Origin of the sequence: Uliginosibacterium sp. H1 (genome assembly GCF_036017065.1) — a bacterium.
Classification (GTDB): domain Bacteria; phylum Pseudomonadota; class Gammaproteobacteria; order Burkholderiales; family Rhodocyclaceae; genus Uliginosibacterium.
Genome location: NZ_JAYXHR010000001.1, coordinates 1054644 through 1074435, shown reverse-complemented (window position 1 = coordinate 1074435; position 19792 = coordinate 1054644). Strand labels below are relative to the sequence as shown.

The window sequence follows — 19792 nt, the reverse complement described above, 5'->3', positions numbered from 1 at the left end:
AGCGAGGCGATCCCTAGCATTCGTTCATCGGCTGCACCGACGCAGCCGACCGACAAAGGAGATTGCCATGAACAAGATTTTCCTCAGCCTGATCGCTTCCAGCCTTGCCCTCGCCGCCGGTACGGCCACCGCCCAGGTGCGTACCGAGAAGAACATCTCCAGCGCGCTGGCGCAGGAGATCGCCACCGAGACCGTCAACGCCTGCAGTGCCAAGGGCTACAACGTCACCGCCACGGTGGTGGACCGCGCCGGCCTGACCCGCTCCGTGCTGCGCGCCGACAACGCCGGCCCGCACACGCTGAGCGCCAGCTACAAGAAGGCCTACACCTCGGCCTCCGCCCGCAACGCCACTACCGCGATCCTGGAGTCCGTGCAGAAGACGCCGGCCTCGCAGTACCTGCCGGAGATCGAAGGCTTCCTGGTGCTGGGTGGCGGCGTGCCCATCCGCAGCGGCAACGACGTCATCGGCGCCGTGGGCGTCGGCGGTGCACCCGGCGGTCACCTCGACGAGCAATGCGCGATGGCTGCGCTGGACAAGGTGAAGGACAAGCTGCAGTAAGCGTGATCGAGACTTCATGAAGTGCCTGACGCCCCGCTCCTGCGGGGCGTTTTCTTTCGAGCGCAGGCGCCGACGGCAAGCAGGGCAGGGCACTTAGGGGTAAGGTATGGCCTGAGGCGACGGCCGCCGCCAGGGAACGGTGCCGCTGCCGGGAACCACGACAACAAGAACCTTTCCGAATCGCTCCGTCATGCCTTACCAGCCGACCTTCATCACCCCCTCCCGTTTCACCGACGCCGACGCCGCCGTTGCGCAGGTGCAGCTCATCTACCAGACCAGCATCAACCACCTGCGCACCGCCTTGCAGCGTTTCGTGGCCGGCGAGCCACTCGATGCCGCCAATCCGGCGGCGCATCCGCGTGTGCGCGCCTGCTATCCCTTCGTGCGCATCCAGACCGAGACGGTGGCCAAGGCGGACGGCGCGGACAAGCACCTGAGCTTCGGTTTCGTCGCCGGCCCGGGCGTCTACGAGACGACGCTGACCCGTCCCGACCTGTACGCCAGCTACTACCGCGAGCAGTTCCGCCTGCTGCTGCAGAACCACGAAGTCGAGATCGAGGTGGGCACCAGCGCGCAGCCGATCCCGGTGCATTTCTCGTTCGGCGATCACGACCACATCGAAGGCAGCATGAGTGCCGAGCGTCGCCAGCTGATGCGCGACGTGTTCGACCTGCCGGACCTCACGGTCATGGACGACGGCATTGCCAACGGCACCCACCTGGCGCGTCCCGGCGAAGCGCAACCGCTGGCCCTGTTCACGGGTCCGCGGGTGGACTACTCGCTGCAGCGCCTGCGCCATTACACCGGCACCTCGCCGGAGCATTTCCAGAACTTCGTGATCTTCACGAACTACCAGTTCTACATCGACGAGTTCGTGCGCATGGGGCAGGAGGCGATGCACGATGCGGACAACGGCTACATGGCCTTCGTGCAGCCGGGCAATGTCGTCACCCGCCGCATGGGGCTGCCGCCGCACGCTGCGGACGCGCTCGGCAAGGCGCCGCCGCGGCTGCCGCAGATGCCGGCCTATCACCTCGTGCGCGAGGATGGCGCCGGCATCACGATGATCAACATCGGCGTGGGCCCGGCCAACGCCAAGACCATCACCGATCACGTCGCGGTGCTGCGTCCGTATGCCTGGATCATGCTCGGCCACTGCGCCGGCCTGCGCACCACGCAGGAGCTGGGTGACTACGTGCTGGCCCACGCCTACGTGCGCGAGGACCACGTGCTGGACGAAGAGCTGCCGATCTGGGTGCCGATCCCCGCCCTGGCCGAGGTGCAGGTCGCGCTGTCGATGGCCGTGGCGCAGGTCACCGGCCTGGAAGGACCGGACCTCAAGCGGGTGCTGCGCACCGGCACCGTGGCCACCACCGACAACCGCAACTGGGAGCTGTTGCCCAACAACATTCCGCAGCTGCGCTTCAGCCAGAGCCGTGCGGTGGCGCTGGACATGGAAAGTGCGACGATCGCCGCCAACGGCTTCCGCTTCCGCGTACCCTACGGCACCTTGCTGTGCGTGAGCGACAAGCCCCTGCACGGCGAGATCAAGCTGCCCGGCATGGCCAACCATTTCTATCGCGAGCGGGTCGACCAGCACTTGCGCATCGGCATCCGCGGGCTGGAAATCCTGCGCGAGCGTGGCCTCACTTCGCTGCAGAGTCGCAAGCTGCGCAGCTTCGCCGAGGTGGCCTTCCAGTAGCCGGGTGCAGGCGCCTCCTGGCACTTCCGGGCACATCCCTGTCATTCCCGGCCTTCCTTGATCTGCCACACCGTTCGACGGCAGCGCGCCTGCTAGCCTCGGAACCGTACAAGTAGCAAGGAGGGTCGGTGATGGCCGGCATGAATGTCCCGGCGGTACTGCAACAGCTGGACGGCCTGTTCCGCCGCGGCGAGTACGACCGCGTCGAACCCTTCATGCTCGAAGCCGTGGCAGCGGCCGAGGCGGCGCGCGACAAGGGCGCCGTGCTGGCCCTGCTCAACGAGCTGATGGGCTTCTACCGCAGCCTCAGCCGCGGTGCGGATTCGCTGCGGGTGGCCCGTCGCGCACTCGGGCTGGTGGAAGAGCTGGGCCTGCAGGGCAGCGTGCACCACGCCACCACCTTGCTGAACGTGGCCACTGCCTACCGGGCCGACGGGCAGATCGATACCGCCATCGCGCAGTTCACCGAGGCGGGCCGCCTGCTCGATGCACTGCCCGCACCGGACCCGCGCCTGCGCGCGACCCTGCACAACAACCTCAGCCTGGCCTGGCAGGAAGCCGGTGCGCACGACAAGGCGCTGGCCGAGCTGGAGCAGGCCCTGCCGCTGGTGCGTACGCGTGCGGACGGCGAGGTGGACGTCGCGGTCACGCTGACCAACATGGCGCTGTCGCGGCTGCGCCTGGGGCAGCTGACGGAAGCGCGTGACGAGCTGTTCGAGGCCATCGCGCTGTTCGAGCGGCAGGCGCAACTGAGTGGTCACTACAGCGCCGCGTTGGCGGGACTGGCGGAGGTGGCCTACCGCGAAGGCCGGCTGGAGGACGCGGTGGCTTGCTACGAGCGCGCCCTGGCCGACATCGAGGCGCGCCACGGTCGCAACATGCATTACGTCATCACCCTGGAGAGCCTGGCGCTGGCCTGCGAGACACTCGATCCGCAGCGCGCTGGTGATCTGGCAGGGCAGGCGCGCGCCATCCGCGCGACGCTGGTCTAGGTGGGGGAGCCGTCATGCAGGGACTGGAAATCGCGCGTCGCTACCATGCCGCCCATCGCGACCAACTGCTGGCGCCCTGGGCCGCCTACCGCGGGCGGATCGCGGCCGGTCTCGTCGGCCCCGGCTCGGAATGCCTCGGGCATGACGATGAATCTTCGCGCGACCATGACTTCGGCCCCGGCTTCTGCCTGTGGCTGACCGACGAGGACCATGCCGCCATCGGCGCCGCGCTCCAGTTCGCCTACGAGCAATTGCCGGCGGACTTCGAGGGCATCCCGCCGCGTCAGCCCGGTGCGCGCAGCGGCAAGCGGGTCGGCGTGTTCGCCATCTCCGCCTTCTACGGACGCTTCCTCGGCGCGCCGCAACTGCCGGTGAACGATGCCGACTGGCTGCAGATTCCCGAGCCATTGCTCGCCACCGCCACCAACGGCGCTGTCTTCGATGACGCACTGGGGCGCTTCAGCGAATGGCGCATGCGCCTGCTGGCCTACTACCCGGCGCAGGCCTTGCGGCGCAAGCTGGCGCAGGCGGTGGCCGGCATGGCGCAGAACGGCCAGTACAACCTGCCGCGTGCCCTGCGTCGTGATGCCCTGCCCACGGCCACCCTCTGCCTGGCGGACTTCGTGCGCAATGCCTGCCTGGCTGCGCATGTGCTGAGCCGCCGGTTCGCGCCGCCGGACAAATGGCTGCATCGCAACCTGCTGGGCCTGCCGCGCCTGTCCGGCTTGCACGCGGAACTGGATGCATTGGTGCGCGCGCCCATCCATCAGAGCGGCGAAGCGGTCGAGCGCATCTGCGCAAGGGTGCTGCAGGAACTGGTCTTCCAGGGCTTCACGCGGGGTGGCGACGCCTTCCTGGAAGCGCATGTCGACACCATTCTCGGAAAGGCGAGGGGAGGCATGGCATGAGCATCGTCGATGACATGATCGATTTCGAGTGGCGCTTCTTCGACAAGGTGCACAACGAAGGAGGCCGGGCCAGCTGCCAGGACAACTTCGAGACCTTCTCGTTGATGCGGCGCAGCCAGTTCCTCGCCTGGGACGACGCGACCCGCGCGGCCTACATGAGTGATCTGCTGGACGCTGCGCAACGCTGCCGCAACCCGGTGCAGGAGAAGTACGCGCGCATGATGGCCTCCACCGCGCCAGAGCAGTACGCGGCCTTCGCGCATCTGCTGCCGGCGATGGATGAGCCCGAGCGCGCGCTGATCGAGGAGATGGTGGCGATCCAGCTGCGCTGGCGCGAGGACTTCGCCCGCGACTGGCCGCAGATGTCCGCCCAGGCGCGGCTGATCCATACCCACGAGGACACGGCCTGGGGAACGTCCTTCGAGACCTATCTGCGTGGCGAACTCGGCAGTTACTCGGCGGCGACGCGGCGGGCCTACCGCCACATGCTGGACGGATACCTGTCGCGTGGTGACAATCTCACCACCGAGACCATGCGGCAGACGGCGCTGCTCTATGGCTACAGCGGCCTGGAGGCGGCGGAGGCGCGCCTGCAGGAGACGACCGGAGGCGGAGCATGAGAGGTGGGATGAAGACCGGACGCGGATGCCGCAACCTGTTCGCCACGCTGTGCGCAGCGTCGTTCCTGGGCCTCAGCCTGACCGCGCAGGCCGCCGCGGACGACTACTTCGACTGCCGTAACTTCGACGACAAGAACCTGTGCAAGCTGCTCAACCGCTACCCGGCGGTGAAAGACCTGCCGGTCATCGATGCCGGCCGCGTACTGGAGCTGTACCGCGACAAGCGGGGCTACGCCGAAGACCTGCTGGAGGATGAGCCGGTGGTCGTGCGCGGCAAGGTGGCGCTGGTGGAGGAGAAGGCGCGCCGCGTTACGGTGACGTTGAACGATGGCAGCGATCCGGCCACTGCGGTGGTGCTCCAGCTCTTCGCCAGCCATCCGGCGCCGGGCGCCGGCGGCCGCGTCGCCAGCCGCACGGCGCAGGCGGTGCAGGCCGCGTTACAGCCGGGGCAGGTCGTGGGCTTCCAGTGCACCGGCGGCGGTCTGTCCGGCAAGACGCCGGTGTTCAGGAACTGCGTGTTCTGGCAGTGAGCGCCTGACGAACCTGAGCCGGCAAAAAAAAGGCCACGCATCTGCGTGGCCTTTTTTGTCGTCGGTGCAGCGGGCAATCCGCTCTTCATCAGCTCTCGTACTCGCTCATCGGCACGCAGGCGCAGAACAGGTTGCGGTCGCCGTACACGTCGTCGATGCGGTTCACGCTGGGCCAGAACTTGTTGTCGGCGATCCACGCCAGCGGGAACACCGCCTGCTCGCGCGCGTACGGACGTTCCCACTCGCCCATGATGTCGGCCTGGGTGTGCGGGGCGTGCTTCAGCGGGTTCGCTTCCGCGGTCCACTTGCCGCTTTCCACCGCGCGGATTTCCTCGCGGATCGCGCGCATCGCGGCGATGAAGCGGTCCAGCTCGGCCTTGGGCTCCGACTCGGTCGGCTCCACCATGATGGTGCCGGCCACGGGGAAGCTCATCGTCGGGGCGTGGAAGCCGTAGTCCATCAGGCGCTTGGCGATGTCCACCTCGGTCACGCCGGTGGCGGCCTTGATCGGGCGGATGTCGAGGATGCACTCGTGCGCGACGCGGCCCTGGCTGCCGACGTAGAGCACCGGGTAATCGTCCTTCAATGCGTTGGCGATGTAGTTGGCGTTGAGGATCGCTACTTCGGTGGCCTGCTTCAGGCCGGTGCCGCCCATCATCGTGATGTACATCCACGAGATCGGCAGGATGCTGGCGGAGCCGAAGGGCGCGGCGCTCACCGCACCCTGGCCGGCGTTCGGGCGATCGTCGTCACCGGTCGCGGCCACCACGTGGTCGGCCATGTAGGGCGCGAGGTGTGCCGCCAGCCCGATCGGGCCCATGCCGGGGCCGCCGCCGCCGTGCGGGATGCAGAAGGTCTTGTGCAGGTTCATGTGGCTGACGTCGGCGCCGATGGTGGCGGGCGAAGTCAGGCCGACCTGTGCGTTCAGGTTGGCGCCGTCCATGTACACCTGGCCACCGGCCTCATGCACCAGCGCGCAGATTTCCTTGATGGCTTCCTCGAACACGCCGTGCGTGGAAGGGTAGGTGACCATCAGCGTGGACAGGCGGTCCTTGTGCTGGGCGATGCGGGCCTTGAGGTCCGCCACTTCCACGTTGCCGTTGTCATCGCAATTGACGACGACGACCTCCAGACCGCACATCTGCGCGGTGGCGGGGTTGGTGCCGTGGGCCGACTTGGGGATCAGGCAGATGTCGCGATGGCCCTGGCCGTTCGCCTGCTGGTAGCGGCGGATGGCGACCAGGCCGGCGTACTCGCCCTGTGCGCCGGAGTTGGGCTGCATGCAGATGGCGGGGAAGCCGGTCACCGCGCGCAGGTAGTCGGCGAGGCCTTCGATCATGGCGAGGTAACCCTTCGCTTGGTCGCGCGGCACGAAGGGGTGCAGCGCGCCGAATTCCGGCCAGGTGACGGGGATCATCTCGCTGGTGGCGTTCAGCTTCATGGTGCAGCTGCCCAGCGAGATCATCGAGTGATCCAGCGCGAGGTCGCGGTTCTGCAGCTTCTTCAGGTAGCGCAGCATCGCGTGCTCGGTGTGGTGGGTGTTGAACACCGGGTGCGTCAGGATGGCGTCCTCGCGCAGCACGGCGGCCAGCGCGTCGCTGCCGGCGACCTGCGTGTCCAGTGCGTCGATGTCGGCGGCGGAGAAGGGCGCTGTCAGCTCGCACACGTTGGCGGCGCGGCCGACGTCGGCGAAGAGGTTCAGCAGCGCCAGCACGTCGTCGCGGGTGTGCGTCTCGTCGAAGGACAGGCCCAGCACCGACGGCGTCACCTGTCGCAGGTTGAAGCCGGCCGAAGCAGCGTTGGCGAAGATCGTCGCGCTCTGCGTGCCGGTGGCGACGGTCAGGGTGTCGAAGAACACCTTGGTGCCCAGCTTGAAACCGGCCTTCTGCACGCCGGCGGAGAAGATGGCGGCGAGGCGGTTGATGCGGCTGGCGATGGTGCGCAGGCCTTGCGGGCCGTGATACACCGCGTAGAAGCCCGCCATGTTGGCCAGCAGCACTTGCGAGGTGCAGATGTTGGAATTGGCCTTCTCGCGGCGGATGTGCTGCTCGCGCGTCTGCAGCGCCATGCGCAGCGCGGTCTTGCCGCGCACGTCCTTCGACACGCCGATGATGCGGCCGGGCATCGAGCGCGCATTGCTCTCGTGCGTGGCGAAGAAGGCGGCGTGCGGGCCGCCGAAGCCCATCGGCACGCCGAAGCGCTGGGCGGAGCCGAAGGCGATGTCGGCGCCCATGCCGCCGGCGCTCTTCACCAGCACCGAGGCCATCAGGTCGGTGGCGACGGCGACGATGGCGCCCTTCGCCTTCACGCTGGCGATCAGTGCGCTGAAGTCCTGCACCTCGCCCTGTGCGTTCGGGTTCTGCAGCAGCACGCCGAACACGTCGTGGTTCGCCGCTTCGCTGGCCGTGGCGACGATCAGTTCGTAACCGAAGTAAGTGGCACGCGTGCGGACCACGTCCAGCGTCTGCGGGAAGACGGCTTCATCCACGAAGAAGGCGTTGCTCTTGCTCTTCGACACGCGGCGCGCCATGGTCATCGCTTCGGCAGCGGCAGTGGCTTCGTCGAGAAGGGACGCGTTCGCCAGCGTCATGCCGGTGAGGTCGCACACCATCTGCTGCCAGTTCAGCAGCGCTTCCAGACGGCCTTGCGCGATCTCCGCCTGGTAGGGCGTGTAGGCGGTGTACCAGCCCGGGTTCTCCATCACGTTGCGCAGGATGACCTTGGGCGTCAGCGTGCCGTAGTAGCCGAGGCCGATCAGCGACTTCTTGATGACGTTCTGCGAGGCCAGCGCACGCAACTGGCCCAGCGCTTCCTCTTCCGACACCGCGTCCGCGATGGGCAGCGGCTGCTCCAGGCGGATCGCCGCCGGCACGGTCTGCGCGATCAGCGTATCCAGCGATTGCACGCCGAGGCTGGCCAGCATGTCGGCGCGTTCAGCTTCGTCCGGGCCGATGTGGCGCGCGATGAAGGCGTCGTGTTGTTCGAGGACGGAGAGGGGAAGCGAGGAGGCGGACGTATGAGGCATGGCGGGCGAACCTGTGGACTGCTGACTACGGAGTGAAACGGGACAACTGGAAGGAATCTGTCGTTCCCGCGGAAGCGGGAACCCAGTGACTTTTCTGTCGTTGAACGACGCTGGATTCCCGCTTCCGCGGGAATGACGGGTTCAGGGGTATTACGCGACGCTGTCTTCGTAACCCGCTGCATCCAGCAGGCCATCGACATCGGCGACGTTCGCCGGCTTGATCTTGAACAGCCAGGCGGCGTAGGCGTCGGTGTTGACGCTCTCCGGTGCATCGGCGGCATCCTGATTGGCGGCGACGACTTCGCCAGAGACCGGCGCGTAGATGTCGGAAGCGGCCTTCACCGATTCCACCACGGCGATCTCTTCGCCCGCCTGCACGCTACGGCCGGCTTCCGGCAGTTCCAGGAAGACGATGTCGCCCAGCGCGTTCTGCGCGTGGTCGGTGATGCCCACGGTGATGGTGCCGTCGGCTTCGACGCGCACCCATTCATGGGACTTGGTGTACTTCAGATCGGCGGGGGTGCTCATGGGGGCTCTCCGAGTGAAACGTTAATAGTGGAAAGTAAGGTGAAAAGTGAAACGAGGGGTGGTGCGCGGGTTCAACGTTTCACGTTTCACCGGCGCGCAACGCCATCACTTTTCACACCAGAATCTTGCCGTGGCGCACGAAAGGCGTCTTCACCACACGGGCATTGAGCAGCTTGCCACGGATGTCGACCTGCACGGTGTCGCCGACGCTGACACCGGCTGGCACGCGGGCGAAGGCGATGGACGCGTTCATCGTCGGTGCGAAGCTGCCGCTGGTGGTCTCGCCTTCGCCCTGTGCGGTCACCACCTTCATGTGGCTGCGCAGGATGCCGCGGTCCGCCAGCACCAGACCGACCAGGGCGCGCTGCGGCGGAGCGGATTCAAGCGAGGCGCGGCCGATGAAATCGCGGCCGGGCGACAGGTCCACCGTCCACGCGAGGCCGGACTCCAGTGGGCCGACGTCTTCATCCATGTCCTGGCCGTAGAGGTTCATGCCGGCTTCCAGGCGCAGGGTGTCGCGGGCGCCGAGGCCGGCGGGTTTCACACCGGCCGCGGCCAGCGCGTTCCAGGTGGCGGTGACCTGCGCGGCGGGCAGGATCAGCTCGAAGCCGTCCTCGCCGGTGTAGCCGGTGCGGCAGATCGTGATGTCGCCGAAGCGTGCGGCCTGGAAGTACTTCAGGCTCTCGGACGCCGCTTGCGAACCCGGCAGCGCGGCCCACACCTTCGCGCGGGCATTGGGCCCCTGTGCGGCAATGATGGCGAGGTCGCGACGCGGCGTGATGCTGACGTTGCCGCCGTGCGTGGCGGCGGCCTGCTTGCGCATCCAGGCCACGTCCTTGTCGGCGGTGCCGGCATTGACGACGATGCGGTAGTCGTCCTGCGCGAAGTAATAGACGATCAGGTCGTCGATGACGCCGCCATCTTCCTTCAGCATGCAGGAGTACAGCGCCTTGCCCGGCTCTTTCAGCTTGGCGACGTTGTTGGCCAGCAGGTGCGACAGGAAGTCGAAGGCGCCGGCGCCGGACACATCCACCGGCAGCATGTGCGACACGTCGAACATGCCCGCATCCTCGCGCACCAGCTTGTGCTCTTCGAGCTGCGAACCGTAGTGGATGGGCATGTCCCAGCCGCCGAAGTCGACGAACTTGGCGTTGGCGGCAAGGTGAGCGGGGTACAGCGGCGTCTGCTTGGGCAAGGTGGGGCTCCGCAAGGAATCTTCAGGTTAGGAAAAACCAAAGGGCAAAACAAAGGGGCCCGGCACGGATTTCTCCTGTGCGGGGCCCCCATCTGTCCTTTTACCTGAGAGATTACGTGACGCTTGCGCGTCGCCGGCTGCCCCTTCGGTGGGCGCTCAAGCCTGTAACAGCGAGCGCCACTCTCCAGATTCGTGTGCTTCGTTGGTCCTTTTGCCTGAGCGGTTCCCGGGGGGTTACGCCTTCGGCGGCTCGTCAGCGATGACGAACGCTCTCCCAAACGACGGGCGGACTATACCGGGCTTGCCTCGCTGGCTCAACCCAGGGGCGAGCGCATGACGAGCAGGGTGGCCGCATTCACCAGGAAATGCGTCAGCACCGCCCACAACAGCAAGCCCTGGCGGCCGAACATGCGGCCGTAGAACAACCCGGCCACGAAGGCGATGCTGGCGACCTGCCAGCCCCAGCCCGCATGGGCGATGGCGAAGAGGAGGGCCGCCGCGACCAGTCCGGGCCAGTAGGCCGGGGTAGTCGGCGTGTGCAGGCTGGCACCTTTGGGAATCGGGTGCAGGATGCGGCCAAACGCCAGCGACAGCCTGGTCTGCAGCAGCCCGCGGAAGAACACTTCCTCCGCCACCACGGTGAGGAACAGGTTGCCGATCAGCCAGGCACCGGTGCCGGCGACCCAGGCCGGCTGCGGGTTGGCGATGCCGAGCAGCCAGCCCAGCGTCAGCACCAGCGCGACGCCGGCCGGCAGCCAGTTCAGGCGCGCGCGCCATTCCTGCAGCATCTGCGGCAGGTTGCGCGGCAGGTCCAGCGCCCACAGCAGCAACAATCCGGCGCAACCCTTGTCGTAATGCCAGCGCAACAGCTTGTCGCCGTCGCGGCCGAACTCGCGGCTCCATTCCAGTGGCGCGAAGCCAGGCAGCCAGTGCAGCCCGGCCGCCAGCGCCCACAGGGCCAGCAGCCACAGGCAGGCGGTGCGGCGCCAGTCCGGCCCTTCCTCGGTGCGGGCACCGGCCAGCAACAGCACGGCGATGCCGATCAGCGGCAGGCCGACCATATTGACCGTGCCGGTGGAGAAGGCCGCCAGCAGCGAGATGCCGGCCAGGGGACGGCTCCAGCGCGAGGACGTGGAGAACAGGGCTTCGGCGATGGCACCGAAGAGCGTCAGGAAGGCAAGGGTCTGGATGGCGAGGGCGACGTTCATGCTGCGAAGGAGGGAACGCTTGAATGCTGACGAGGAGCCCGCTGGCGCGGGAAGCGCGCGAGATTGCGGCCAATGGCCTGCAGGGTCAAGGGCTTTGCCGCGCTTGCGCTAAACTTTGCCCATGACACCGCTCAACGCCGATCTGCATTGTCATTCCACGGTCTCCGACGGCCTGCTTGCGCCGACGGAGGTGGTGCGTCGCGCCGTGAACAACGGCGTCGAGCTGCTGGCCCTGACCGACCACGACGAACTGGGCGGCTTGGCCGCGGCGCGCGCCGAGGCGGATGCGCAGGATCTGCGCTTCCTGGATGGTGTCGAGATCTCGGTCTCCTGGGGCGATCAGACCATTCATATCGTCGGTCTCGATGTCGATCCATCGGATGCCACGCTGTCCGCCGGCCTGGCGAATGTGCGCTCCGGCCGCGACGCGCGCGCCCAGCGTATCGGTGAGGAGCTGGAGCGCATCGGCATCCACGGCGCGCTGGAAGGTGCGCAGGCCTATGCCGGCAACCCTGCATTGGTGAGCCGCGCCCACTTCGCGCGCTTCATGGTGGCGACCGGCGTGGCGCGTGACACCGCCAGCGTCTTCGAGCACTACCTGACGCCCGGCAAGCCGGGTTACGTCGAGCACGTGTGGGCAACGCTGGACGAGGCGGTGGGCTGGATCCATGCCGCGGGGGGCGTGGCAGTGATTGCCCACCCTGGCCGCTACCGCCTGCCCGAGGCCGAGATGACCCGCTTCTACGACCACTTCCGCGATCTGGGTGGCGAGGGCATCGAAGTAGTGTCCGGCGCGCACAGTCCCAGCCAGGTGCGGGACTACGCCCGCATTGCCCGCCGCTACGGCTTTGCCGCCTCGCGCGCGTCCGACTTCCACGGCGTGGGCGAGAGCCCGGTGGACCTCGGCCGCGCCAGCGCCTTGCCGCCGGATCTGGAACCGATCTGGCTGCGCTTCCTCTGACCGTTTTCTGTTTCCTTTTTTCCTTTCCCTGACGTCGCGTTCCGCTGACGGGACGTGACTTTCCCATGGCCCAATATTTCGAGATCCACCCCGAGCATCCTCAACCGCGCCTGATCCGCCAGGCCGTGCAGATCCTGCGCGACGGCGGCCTGATCGCCGTGCCCAGCGACGCTGCCTATTCGCTGGTCGGCCACATCGGCGACGCGGACGTCATCGAGCGCATCCGCCGCATCCGCCAGGTGGGTGAGCGCCATCACTTCACGCTGATGTGCCGCGACCTGTCGCAGATATCCACCTACGCACGCGTCGACAACAGCCAGTACCGCTTGCTGAAGGCCTGTACGCCCGGTGCCTACACCTTCATTCTCGAAGCCACCAAGGAGGTGCCGAAGCGCCTGCTGCACGCCAAGCGCAAGACCATCGGCCTGCGCGTGCCGGAACACCCGGTGCTGAGTGCGTTGATGGAGGAACTGGGCGAGCCACTGCTGTCCTCCACGCTGCTGCTGCCCGACGAGGACCTGCCGCTGACCGACCCGCAGGAAATCCGCGAGCGGCTGGAGCGCCAGCTGGAACTGGTGGTCGATGCTGGCCACTGTGGCGCGGAGGTGACGACGGTAGTGGACCTCACCAGCGGCGCTGCCGAGCTGGTGCGCGAAGGCCAGGGCGAGCTCGCGCCCCTCGGTCTCTGATGCCCGTGGCAGGCAGGTAAAATCGACAGATGGACAACATCATCCTCATGATCGCCATCGCGGCGCCGCCGGTGATCCTCGCGATCACCCTGCACGAAGCCGCGCATGGCTACGTCGCCCGCATCTTCGGCGACCCCACCGCCCACGAGGCGGGCCGCATCACCCTCAACCCCATCAAGCACGTCGACCCGGTGGGCACCTTGCTCATTCCTGGCGGCATCGTCGTCATGGGCGCACTGACCGGCGCGGCGCTACCGGTGTTCGGCTGGGCCAAGCCGGTGCCGGTGAACTTCGGCCGCCTGCGCCATCCCAAGCGCGACATGCTGTGGGTGGCCGCGGCGGGCCCCGGCTCCAACTTCGTGCAGGCCATCGGCTGGGCGATTGCCGGCGGCCTCTTCGCCAGCTCGCAAGCGGAGACGGCACCGTACTGGACGCTGATGAGCCAGGTCGGCGTGCAGGCCAACCTGGTGCTGATGCTGCTCAACCTGCTGCCGGTGCCGCCGCTGGACGGCGGCCGCATCGCCGTCAGCCTGCTGCCGATGCGTCAGGCCATCGCGCTGTCGCGGATGGAGCCCTATGGGTTCTTCATCCTCATCGCGCTGCTGTTCACCGGTGTGCTGGAGAAGATCATGAACTTCCTGATCCCGCCGCTGCGCAGCTTCCTGCACATGCTGACCGGCGCATGAACACGACGGTGGCCGGGGACGCAACGCAGGCGCCGGCGCAGGGCGAACTGGTGCTCGCGCGCATCCATGGCGAGCCGCTGCATGCGATGCCCACCGACCTCTACATCCCGCCGGATGCGCTGGAGGTCTTCCTCGAAACCTTCGAGGGCCCGCTGGACCTGCTGCTGTACCTGATCCGCCGCGCCAATCTGGACATCCTCGACGTTCCGATGGCGCCGCTGACGGCGCAGTACCTCGAATACGTCGAGATCATGCGCACGCGCAACCTGGAGCTGGCGTCCGAGTACCTGCTGATGGCGGCGACCCTGCTCGACATCAAGTCGCGCATGCTGCTGCCGCGTCCGCCGAAGGAAGACGACGCCGAGCCGGAAGACCCGCGTGCCGAGCTGATGCGCCGGCTGGTGGAGTACGAGCGCATGAAGCGCGCCGCCCTGATGCTGGACCGCGTGCCGCGGGTGGAGCGCGACTTCGAATGGACGGCGGTGCATATTGCCGAGCGCACGGTGGAGCGCCTGCCGGACATCAGCCTGGCGGACCTGCAGGAGGCCTGGCTGCAGGTGCTGCGTCGCGCGCGCCTCACTGCGCACCACCACATCCGCCGCGAAGAACTGTCCGTGCGCGAGCACATGACGCGCATGCTGCGCGACCTGCAGGCGGTACCCGACGGTGGCCACATTGCGTTCGATGCCTTGTTCGAGCCGGGCCTCGGCGTGCCGGGCCTGGTGGTCAGCTTCCTCGCCATGCTGGAGCTCGTGAAGGAAAACCTGGTGCGGATCACCCAGACCGCGCCCATGGAGCCGATCTATGTCCGACTTGCCCGAGATGGCGACGACGGAGGCCTTGCCGCCGACGTTGCCGCAGACACCGACTCCGACGCCCTCGCAGCCTGAGGCGGACGCGGCGCAGGATGCGCCTGTTCCGGTCGATGCCGGCGAAGCTGCTGTCTCCGAGGAAGCCCTGACGCTGCCGGGGGCCAAGCTGGACACCGTGCGCATGGCGCTCGAAGCGGCGCTGCTGTCGGCAACCGAGCCGCTGTCGGTGGCCGAGTTGCGCCGCATGTTCGTGCCGGACATCGGGCACGAGGTGGTGCAACGACTGCTTGGCGAGCTGCAGGAAAAATGGGCGCAGGGCAGCGTGCAGTTGCTGCGCCTGGCGAGTGGCTGGCGCTTCCAGACGGCCCCCGCATTGCAGGGGCATATCGAGCGCCTGCGTGAAACCCGTCCGCCGCGCTACTCGCGGGCGGTCTTGGAGACACTGGCCATCATCGTGTATCGTCAGCCGGTTACCCGTGGCGATATCGAAGAGATCCGCGGCGTCGCGGTATCCACCCAGATCATCAAGGTTCTCGAGAACCGTGGCTGGATCGATGCCGTCGGGCATCGCGACACACCTGGCCGCCCGGCCCTGTACGCCACCACCAAGAAACTGCTGGACGACCTCGGCTTGAGAAGCCTCTCCGAGTTACCGCCGCTATCCGAACTCGAAGGAGTCATTGATCTTGTCGACCACGCCCAGGCCCAAGCGGCCGAAACCCCAGGGGACGCCGAGCCCGCAAGCCCCGACGCGGAAGTTCCGCCCGGGACGCCGTCCGCCGCAGAAGGCGACGACGGAGCTGCCGACGGGGCGGCGGAGTCGCGGCCAGCTGCCGCGTGACGACGCGGCGATCCCCGAGTTCGACGAGTCCGGCGAGCAGGTCGGCGGCCCGGCTTCCGCTCCTGAAGATGCACGTCCGGCTGCCGGGCGGGGTCGCCAGGGCGTGCGCCAGCCCGAGAACCGTCGCGGCCGCGGCCGTAACGGCGGCGACGACCGTCGCCAGCGGGAAATTCCGCCGGAGCGCCTGAACAAGGTTCTTGCGCAGGCCGGTTTCGCCTCGCGACGCGAGCTGGAAGAGTGGATCGTTGCCGGCCGCATCAGCGTGAATGGCCTGCCAGCCGAACTGGGTCAGAAGGTCGGGCCGAACGATCGCGTGAAGGTCAATGGCAAGCTCATCAACCTGCATTTCACCAAGCGCAACGCGCGGGTACTGGTCTATCACAAGCCGGAAGGCGAGATCGTTTCCAAAGACGATCCGGAAGGCCGTCCCAGTGTGTTCGACCGCCTGCCTAGGCTGAACAAGGGGCGCTGGATCGCCATCGGCCGTCTCGACTTCAATACCAGCGGCCTGCTGTTGTTCACCGACAACGGGGATCTGGCCAACAAGATGATGCACCCGCGCTACGAGATCGAGCGTGAGTACGCCGTGCGCATCGTGGGAGAGCTGAGCGAAGAACAGAAGCAAGAGTTGCTGGAAGGCGTGCATCTGGACGACGGGCTTGCCCGCTTCCTGCGCCTGCGTGATGAAGGCGGCGAGGGCACCAACCACTGGTACAACGTGACGCTGGCCGAAGGCCGCAACCGCGAAGTGCGCCGCATGTTCGAGAGCGTGGGTTTCACGGTCAGTCGCCTGATGCGAGTGCGCTACGGCATCGTGCCCTTGCCGCGCCACCTGAAGCGCGGCATGTACCAGGAAATGACCCCTGAGGACGTCAGTCGCCTGACCGGCGAGCGCGTGGTGAAGAAGCAAGGTGAGCGTGCGCCGAATGCCTCGCGCTTCCGCCCGCGTTCCACGCCGCGCCGCGAGGACGATGGTGGCCGCTGAGCGATTGGAGCGATTGGCGGGAATCCTGACGACAAGCGCCGGTTTCCTTTGACAGCGCCGGAATCATCGCTATAATGCGCAGCTCTTCAGGCGCGTAGCTCAGCTGGTTAGAGCACCACCTTGACATGGTGGGGGTCGTTGGTTCGAGTCCAATCGCGCCTACCAACACTTAGACGGAGTAATACAGACATGCTGAAGTTTCGAACTCGCACTTGCCGAGCTTCCTGACCAAGCCGGTTTGATTTACTTCGTTCCTGAAGAAGAAAAGTGCGGCTTGGCCGCACTTTTTTTTTGCCCTGACTGATTGATCGCGTTTGCCCGAGGCCTCTTATGCCCAACATCACGCTTCCTGACGGTTCGGTCCGCAGTTTCGATGCTCCGGTGACGGTGGGTGGCGTGGCCGCCTCCATCGGTGCCGGTCTCGCCAAGGCCGCTCTGGCCGGCAAGGTGGATGGTCGCCTGGTCGATACTTCCTACCTCATCGATGGCGACGCCAGGCTTGCCATCGTGACGGACAAGGACGCTGACGGCCTGGATATCATCCGTCACTCCACAGCCCACTTGCTGGCCTATGCGGTGAAGGAGCTGTTCCCGGAAGCGCAGGTCACCATCGGCCCGGTCATCGAGAACGGCTTCTACTACGATTTCGCCTATTCGCGTCCTTTCACGCCGGAAGACCTGGCGGCGATCGAGAAGCGCATGGGCGAGTTGTCCAAGCGTGACATCCCGGTGACGCGCGAGGTCTGGGAGCGCGACACTGCCGTCGATTTCTTCAAGTCGATCGGCGAACAGTACAAGGCCGAAATCATCGCGTCGATTCCGGCCAGCGAGCCGATCGGCCTGTACCGCGAAGGTGATTTCATCGACCTCTGCCGCGGCCCGCACGTGCCGTCCACCGGCAAGCTGAAGCACTTCAAGCTGATGAAGGTCGCCGGCGCCTACTGGCGTGGCGACGCGAAGAACGAGCAGTTGCAGCGCATCTACGGCACGGCCTGGACGAAGAAGGAAGATCTCGACGCCTACCTGCACATGCTGGAGGAGGCCGAGAAGCGCGACCACCGTCGCGTCGGCAAGCAACTCGACCTGTTCCACCTGCAGGAAGAAGCGCCGGGCATGGTGTTCTGGCACCCCAAGGGCTGGACCCTGTACCAGGAGATCGAGCAGTACATGCGCGGTCGCCTGCGTCGTGCCGGCTACGATGAGGTCCGCACCCCGCTGGTGATGGATCGCACGCTGTGGGAGCGTTCCGGCCACTGGGAGAACTACCGCGACAACATGTTCACGACCGAGTCCGAGAAGCGCGACTACGCCGTGAAACCGATGAACTGCCCGGGCCATGTGCAGATCTTCAACCACGGCCTGCGCTCGTACCGCGACCTGCCGCTGCGCCTGGCCGAGTTCGGCGCCTGCCATCGCAACGAGCCTTCCGGCGCGCTGCATGGCCTGATGCGCGTGCGCGGCTTCGTGCAGGACGATGCCCACATCTTCTGTACGGAAGACCAGGTCGAAGCCGAAGCCATCGCCTTCAATGACCTGCTGGTCAGCGTGTACAAGGACTTCGGCTTCACCGACGTCGCCGTCAAGCTGGCGCTGCGTCCCGAGAAGCGCGCCGGCAACGATGAGGTTTGGGACAGGGCCGAAACCGGCCTGCGCGCGGCGCTGAAAGCCACTGGCAATAGCTGGGAAGAACTGCCCGGTGAAGGCGCCTTCTATGGTCCGAAAATCGAGTACCACATCAAGGACGCACTCGGCCGTTCCTGGCAGTGCGGCACGCTACAGCTGGATTTCGTGCTGCCAGAGCGTCTCGGTGCCGAATACGTGGCCGAAGACAACGCCCGCCATCGCCCGGTGATGCTGCATCGCGCCATCCTCGGTTCGCTGGAGCGCTTCATCGGCATCCTCATCGAGAACCATGCCGGTAGCTTCCCGTTCTGGCTGGCGCCCAACCAGGCCGTGGTCATGAACATCTCGGAAGGGCAGGCCGACTACACCGCAGAAGTGGTGAAAAAGCTGCGCATGGAAGGCTTCCGGGTCGACGCGGATTTGCGGAACGAGAAAATTACCTATAAAATCCGCGAACATAGCTTGCAGAAGCTACCTTATCTGCTGGTCGTCGGGGACAAGGAAAAGGAAGCCGGCCTGGTTGCCGTGCGTGCCCGGGGTGGGCAAGACCTTGGACAAATGTCCCTCGACGCTCTGATCGAGCGTTGGCGTCAAGAAACCCACAGCCGTGGCGCCGAGGCTTGATCTTTTATTTTTTGGAGATTGAAACATCGCTCAGGACAAGTCGCACCGCATCAACCGGGAAATCAACGTACCGGAAGTGCGGTTGGTAGGGGAGGATGGCGAGCCGATCGGCGTCGTGCCGACGCATCAGGCGCTCGCCATGGCCGAAGAAGCCGAGATCGATCTGGTCGAGATCGCGCCGCAAGCCAAGCCGCCGGTTGCCCGGCTCATGGATTACGGCAAGTTCAAGTACCAGGAATCGAAAAAGGCGCACGAAGCGAAGCTCAAGCAGAAGCAAGTGCAGGTCAAGGAAGTCAAGTTCCGACCCGGTACCGACGAGAACGACTACCAGATCAAGCTGCGTAACATGGTTCGCTTCCTGCAGGACGAGGACAAGGTCAAGGTGACCCTCCGCTTCCGCGGTCGCGAAATGGCTCACCAGGAATTCGGTGTCCGCCAGCTGGAGCGCATCAAGGCTGATCTGGAAGCCTACGGGCAGGTGGAGCAGTTTCCCAAGCTGGAAGGCCGGCAGATGATCATGGTCATCGCGCCGATCAAGAAGAAACACTGAGCCGCTTCGAGCGGCAAGGTTTCGCGGGACACAGGCAGCCCGTTCAGTTGAACAGCCTGTAGAAGAAGTGGTTGCGGGTCGTCAAAGCACCTGGATGTTCAGGTCACCCGGCGCCATGACAAGAACGGAGTTTTCGCAATGCCGAAGATGAAGACCAAGAGCGGAGCCGCCAAGCGGTTCAAGGTCCGCGCTGGTGGGAGCATCAAGCGCTCGCAAGGTTTCAAGCGCCACATCCTCACCAAGAAGACCACCAAGAACAAGCGCCAGCTGCGTGGCACGACCGGTGTGCATGAGACCGACACCAAGCGCGTCCATGCCATGATGCCTTACGCCTGATAGAGAAGGAGAAGAACAATGTCTCGCGTAAAACGTGGTGTAACGGCTCGCGCCCGTCACAAGAAAGTCCTCGCTCAGGCCAAGGGTTACCGCGGCCGTCGCAAGAATGTCTATCGCATCGCCAAGCAGGCGGTGATGAAGGCTGGTCAGTACGCTTACCGCGACCGTCGTCAGCGCAAGCGTCAGTTCCGCGCCCTGTGGATCGCCCGTATCAACGCCGCTGCGCGTGAGCTGGGTCTGACCTACAGCCGCTTCATGAACGGCCTGAAGAAGGCTGCGATCGAAGTGGACCGCAAGGTGCTGGCCGATCTGGCCGTGTTCGACAAGCCCGCTTTTGCGGCGCTCGCTGAGCAAGCCAAGGCCAAGCTGGCTGTCTAAGCACCATCAGCCAGAAAAAAAGGAGGCCTCGCCTCCTTTT

Annotated in this window: 19 protein-coding genes, 1 tRNA gene, 1 pseudogene and 1 riboswitch; of the genes and pseudogenes, 17 read left to right on the top strand and 4 right to left on the bottom strand. The window is 66.1% G+C overall.

Annotated elements, in window-relative coordinates:
- The first annotated feature begins 67 nt into the window (after nucleotides 1-67).
- From VVD47_RS04885 to VVD47_RS04860, 6 genes are all read left to right on the top strand, one after another.
- On the top strand, nucleotides 68-559 hold the full coding sequence (locus VVD47_RS04885; RefSeq protein ID WP_327602271.1) for a GlcG/HbpS family heme-binding protein: 492 nt from the start codon (nucleotides 68-70) through the stop codon (nucleotides 557-559).
- 190 nt (nucleotides 560-749) lie between these two features.
- Nucleotides 750-2261 (top strand): AMP nucleosidase, encoded by a 1512-nt coding sequence (locus VVD47_RS04880; RefSeq protein WP_327602270.1) that lies wholly within the window; start codon nucleotides 750-752, stop codon nucleotides 2259-2261.
- 131 nt (nucleotides 2262-2392) lie between these two features.
- Nucleotides 2393-3253: a tetratricopeptide repeat protein gene (locus VVD47_RS04875; RefSeq protein WP_327602269.1), complete on the top strand. Its 861-nt coding sequence runs from the start codon at nucleotides 2393-2395 to the stop codon at nucleotides 3251-3253.
- Between the two features lie 14 nt (nucleotides 3254-3267).
- Nucleotides 3268-4161, top strand: a complete 894-nt coding sequence (locus tag VVD47_RS04870) for a DUF4037 domain-containing protein (RefSeq protein WP_327602268.1) — start codon at nucleotides 3268-3270, stop codon at nucleotides 4159-4161.
- Nucleotides 4158-4781: a DUF4125 family protein gene (locus tag VVD47_RS04865; protein ID WP_327602267.1), complete on the top strand. Its 624-nt coding sequence runs from the start codon at nucleotides 4158-4160 to the stop codon at nucleotides 4779-4781. Before VVD47_RS04870 ends, VVD47_RS04865 begins: the two co-directional genes overlap by 4 nt.
- Before the next feature lie 8 nt (nucleotides 4782-4789).
- A complete protein-coding gene (locus VVD47_RS04860) occupies nucleotides 4790-5311 on the top strand; it encodes a hypothetical protein (RefSeq protein ID WP_327602266.1) in 522 nt (173 codons plus the stop codon).
- Between the two features lie 88 nt (nucleotides 5312-5399).
- Here the strand turns inward: VVD47_RS04860 and gcvP are convergent, their stop codons facing one another.
- From gcvP to VVD47_RS04840, 4 genes are all read right to left on the bottom strand, one after another.
- Complete coding sequence (gcvP, locus tag VVD47_RS04855) at nucleotides 5400-8336, bottom strand: aminomethyl-transferring glycine dehydrogenase (RefSeq protein ID WP_327602265.1); 2937 nt, start codon at nucleotides 8334-8336, stop codon at nucleotides 5400-5402.
- A gap of 150 nt (nucleotides 8337-8486) precedes the next feature.
- On the bottom strand, nucleotides 8487-8864 hold the full coding sequence (gene gcvH / locus VVD47_RS04850) for a glycine cleavage system protein GcvH (protein ID WP_327602264.1): 378 nt from the start codon (nucleotides 8862-8864) through the stop codon (nucleotides 8487-8489).
- A gap of 112 nt (nucleotides 8865-8976) precedes the next feature.
- Nucleotides 8977-10059 carry a glycine cleavage system aminomethyltransferase GcvT gene (gcvT, locus tag VVD47_RS04845; RefSeq protein WP_327602263.1) on the bottom strand — a complete coding sequence of 361 codons (1083 nt, stop codon included), beginning with the start codon at nucleotides 10057-10059 and terminating at the stop codon, nucleotides 8977-8979.
- Between the two features lie 193 nt (nucleotides 10060-10252).
- A riboswitch (glycine riboswitch) is annotated at nucleotides 10253-10346 on the bottom strand.
- A 27-nt stretch (nucleotides 10347-10373) separates the two neighbouring features.
- A complete protein-coding gene (locus VVD47_RS04840) occupies nucleotides 10374-11267 on the bottom strand; it encodes a CPBP family intramembrane glutamic endopeptidase (RefSeq protein ID WP_327602262.1) in 894 nt (297 codons plus the stop codon).
- A 121-nt stretch (nucleotides 11268-11388) separates the two neighbouring features.
- Between VVD47_RS04840 and VVD47_RS04835 the strand changes: the two genes are divergently transcribed.
- The 11 genes and pseudogenes from VVD47_RS04835 (at nucleotide 11389) to rplT (ending at nucleotide 19752) form a co-directional block, all read left to right on the top strand.
- Entirely contained in the window at nucleotides 11389-12228 is an 840-nt protein-coding gene (locus VVD47_RS04835; protein ID WP_327602261.1) for a 3',5'-nucleoside bisphosphate phosphatase, read from the top strand.
- Nucleotides 12229-12293: 65 nt separating this feature from the next.
- Entirely contained in the window at nucleotides 12294-12917 is a 624-nt protein-coding gene (locus VVD47_RS04830; RefSeq protein WP_327602260.1) for an L-threonylcarbamoyladenylate synthase, read from the top strand.
- 29 nt (nucleotides 12918-12946) lie between these two features.
- On the top strand, nucleotides 12947-13603 hold the full coding sequence (locus VVD47_RS04825) for a site-2 protease family protein (RefSeq protein WP_327602259.1): 657 nt from the start codon (nucleotides 12947-12949) through the stop codon (nucleotides 13601-13603).
- A complete protein-coding gene (locus VVD47_RS04820; RefSeq protein ID WP_327602258.1) occupies nucleotides 13600-14493 on the top strand; it encodes a segregation and condensation protein A in 894 nt (297 codons plus the stop codon). The genes VVD47_RS04825 and VVD47_RS04820 overlap by 4 nt, the downstream gene beginning before the upstream one ends.
- 103 nt (nucleotides 14494-14596) lie before the next feature.
- Nucleotides 14597-15151: pseudogene (scpB, locus tag VVD47_RS04815) on the top strand (SMC-Scp complex subunit ScpB); the annotation flags it as partial.
- Between the two features lie 208 nt (nucleotides 15152-15359).
- Nucleotides 15360-16241, top strand: a complete 882-nt coding sequence (gene rluB, locus VVD47_RS04810) for a 23S rRNA pseudouridine(2605) synthase RluB (RefSeq protein ID WP_443080939.1) — start codon at nucleotides 15360-15362, stop codon at nucleotides 16239-16241.
- Nucleotides 16242-16329: 88 nt separating this feature from the next.
- A tRNA-Val gene (locus tag VVD47_RS04805) sits at nucleotides 16330-16406 on the top strand.
- A 165-nt stretch (nucleotides 16407-16571) separates the two neighbouring features.
- The gene (gene thrS, locus VVD47_RS04800; protein WP_327602257.1) at nucleotides 16572-18488 is read left to right on the top strand and encodes a threonine--tRNA ligase; all 1917 of its coding nucleotides are present in this window, start codon (nucleotides 16572-16574) and stop codon (nucleotides 18486-18488) included.
- Nucleotides 18489-18513: 25 nt separating this feature from the next.
- On the top strand, nucleotides 18514-19038 hold the full coding sequence (gene infC, locus VVD47_RS04795) for a translation initiation factor IF-3 (protein WP_327603187.1): 525 nt from the start codon (nucleotides 18514-18516) through the stop codon (nucleotides 19036-19038).
- Between the two features lie 138 nt (nucleotides 19039-19176).
- On the top strand, nucleotides 19177-19374 hold the full coding sequence (rpmI, locus tag VVD47_RS04790; RefSeq protein WP_327602256.1) for a 50S ribosomal protein L35: 198 nt from the start codon (nucleotides 19177-19179) through the stop codon (nucleotides 19372-19374).
- Between the two features lie 18 nt (nucleotides 19375-19392).
- Nucleotides 19393-19752, top strand: a complete 360-nt coding sequence (gene rplT / locus VVD47_RS04785) for a 50S ribosomal protein L20 (RefSeq protein ID WP_327602255.1) — start codon at nucleotides 19393-19395, stop codon at nucleotides 19750-19752.
- Nucleotides 19753-19792: the final 40 nt, after the last annotated feature.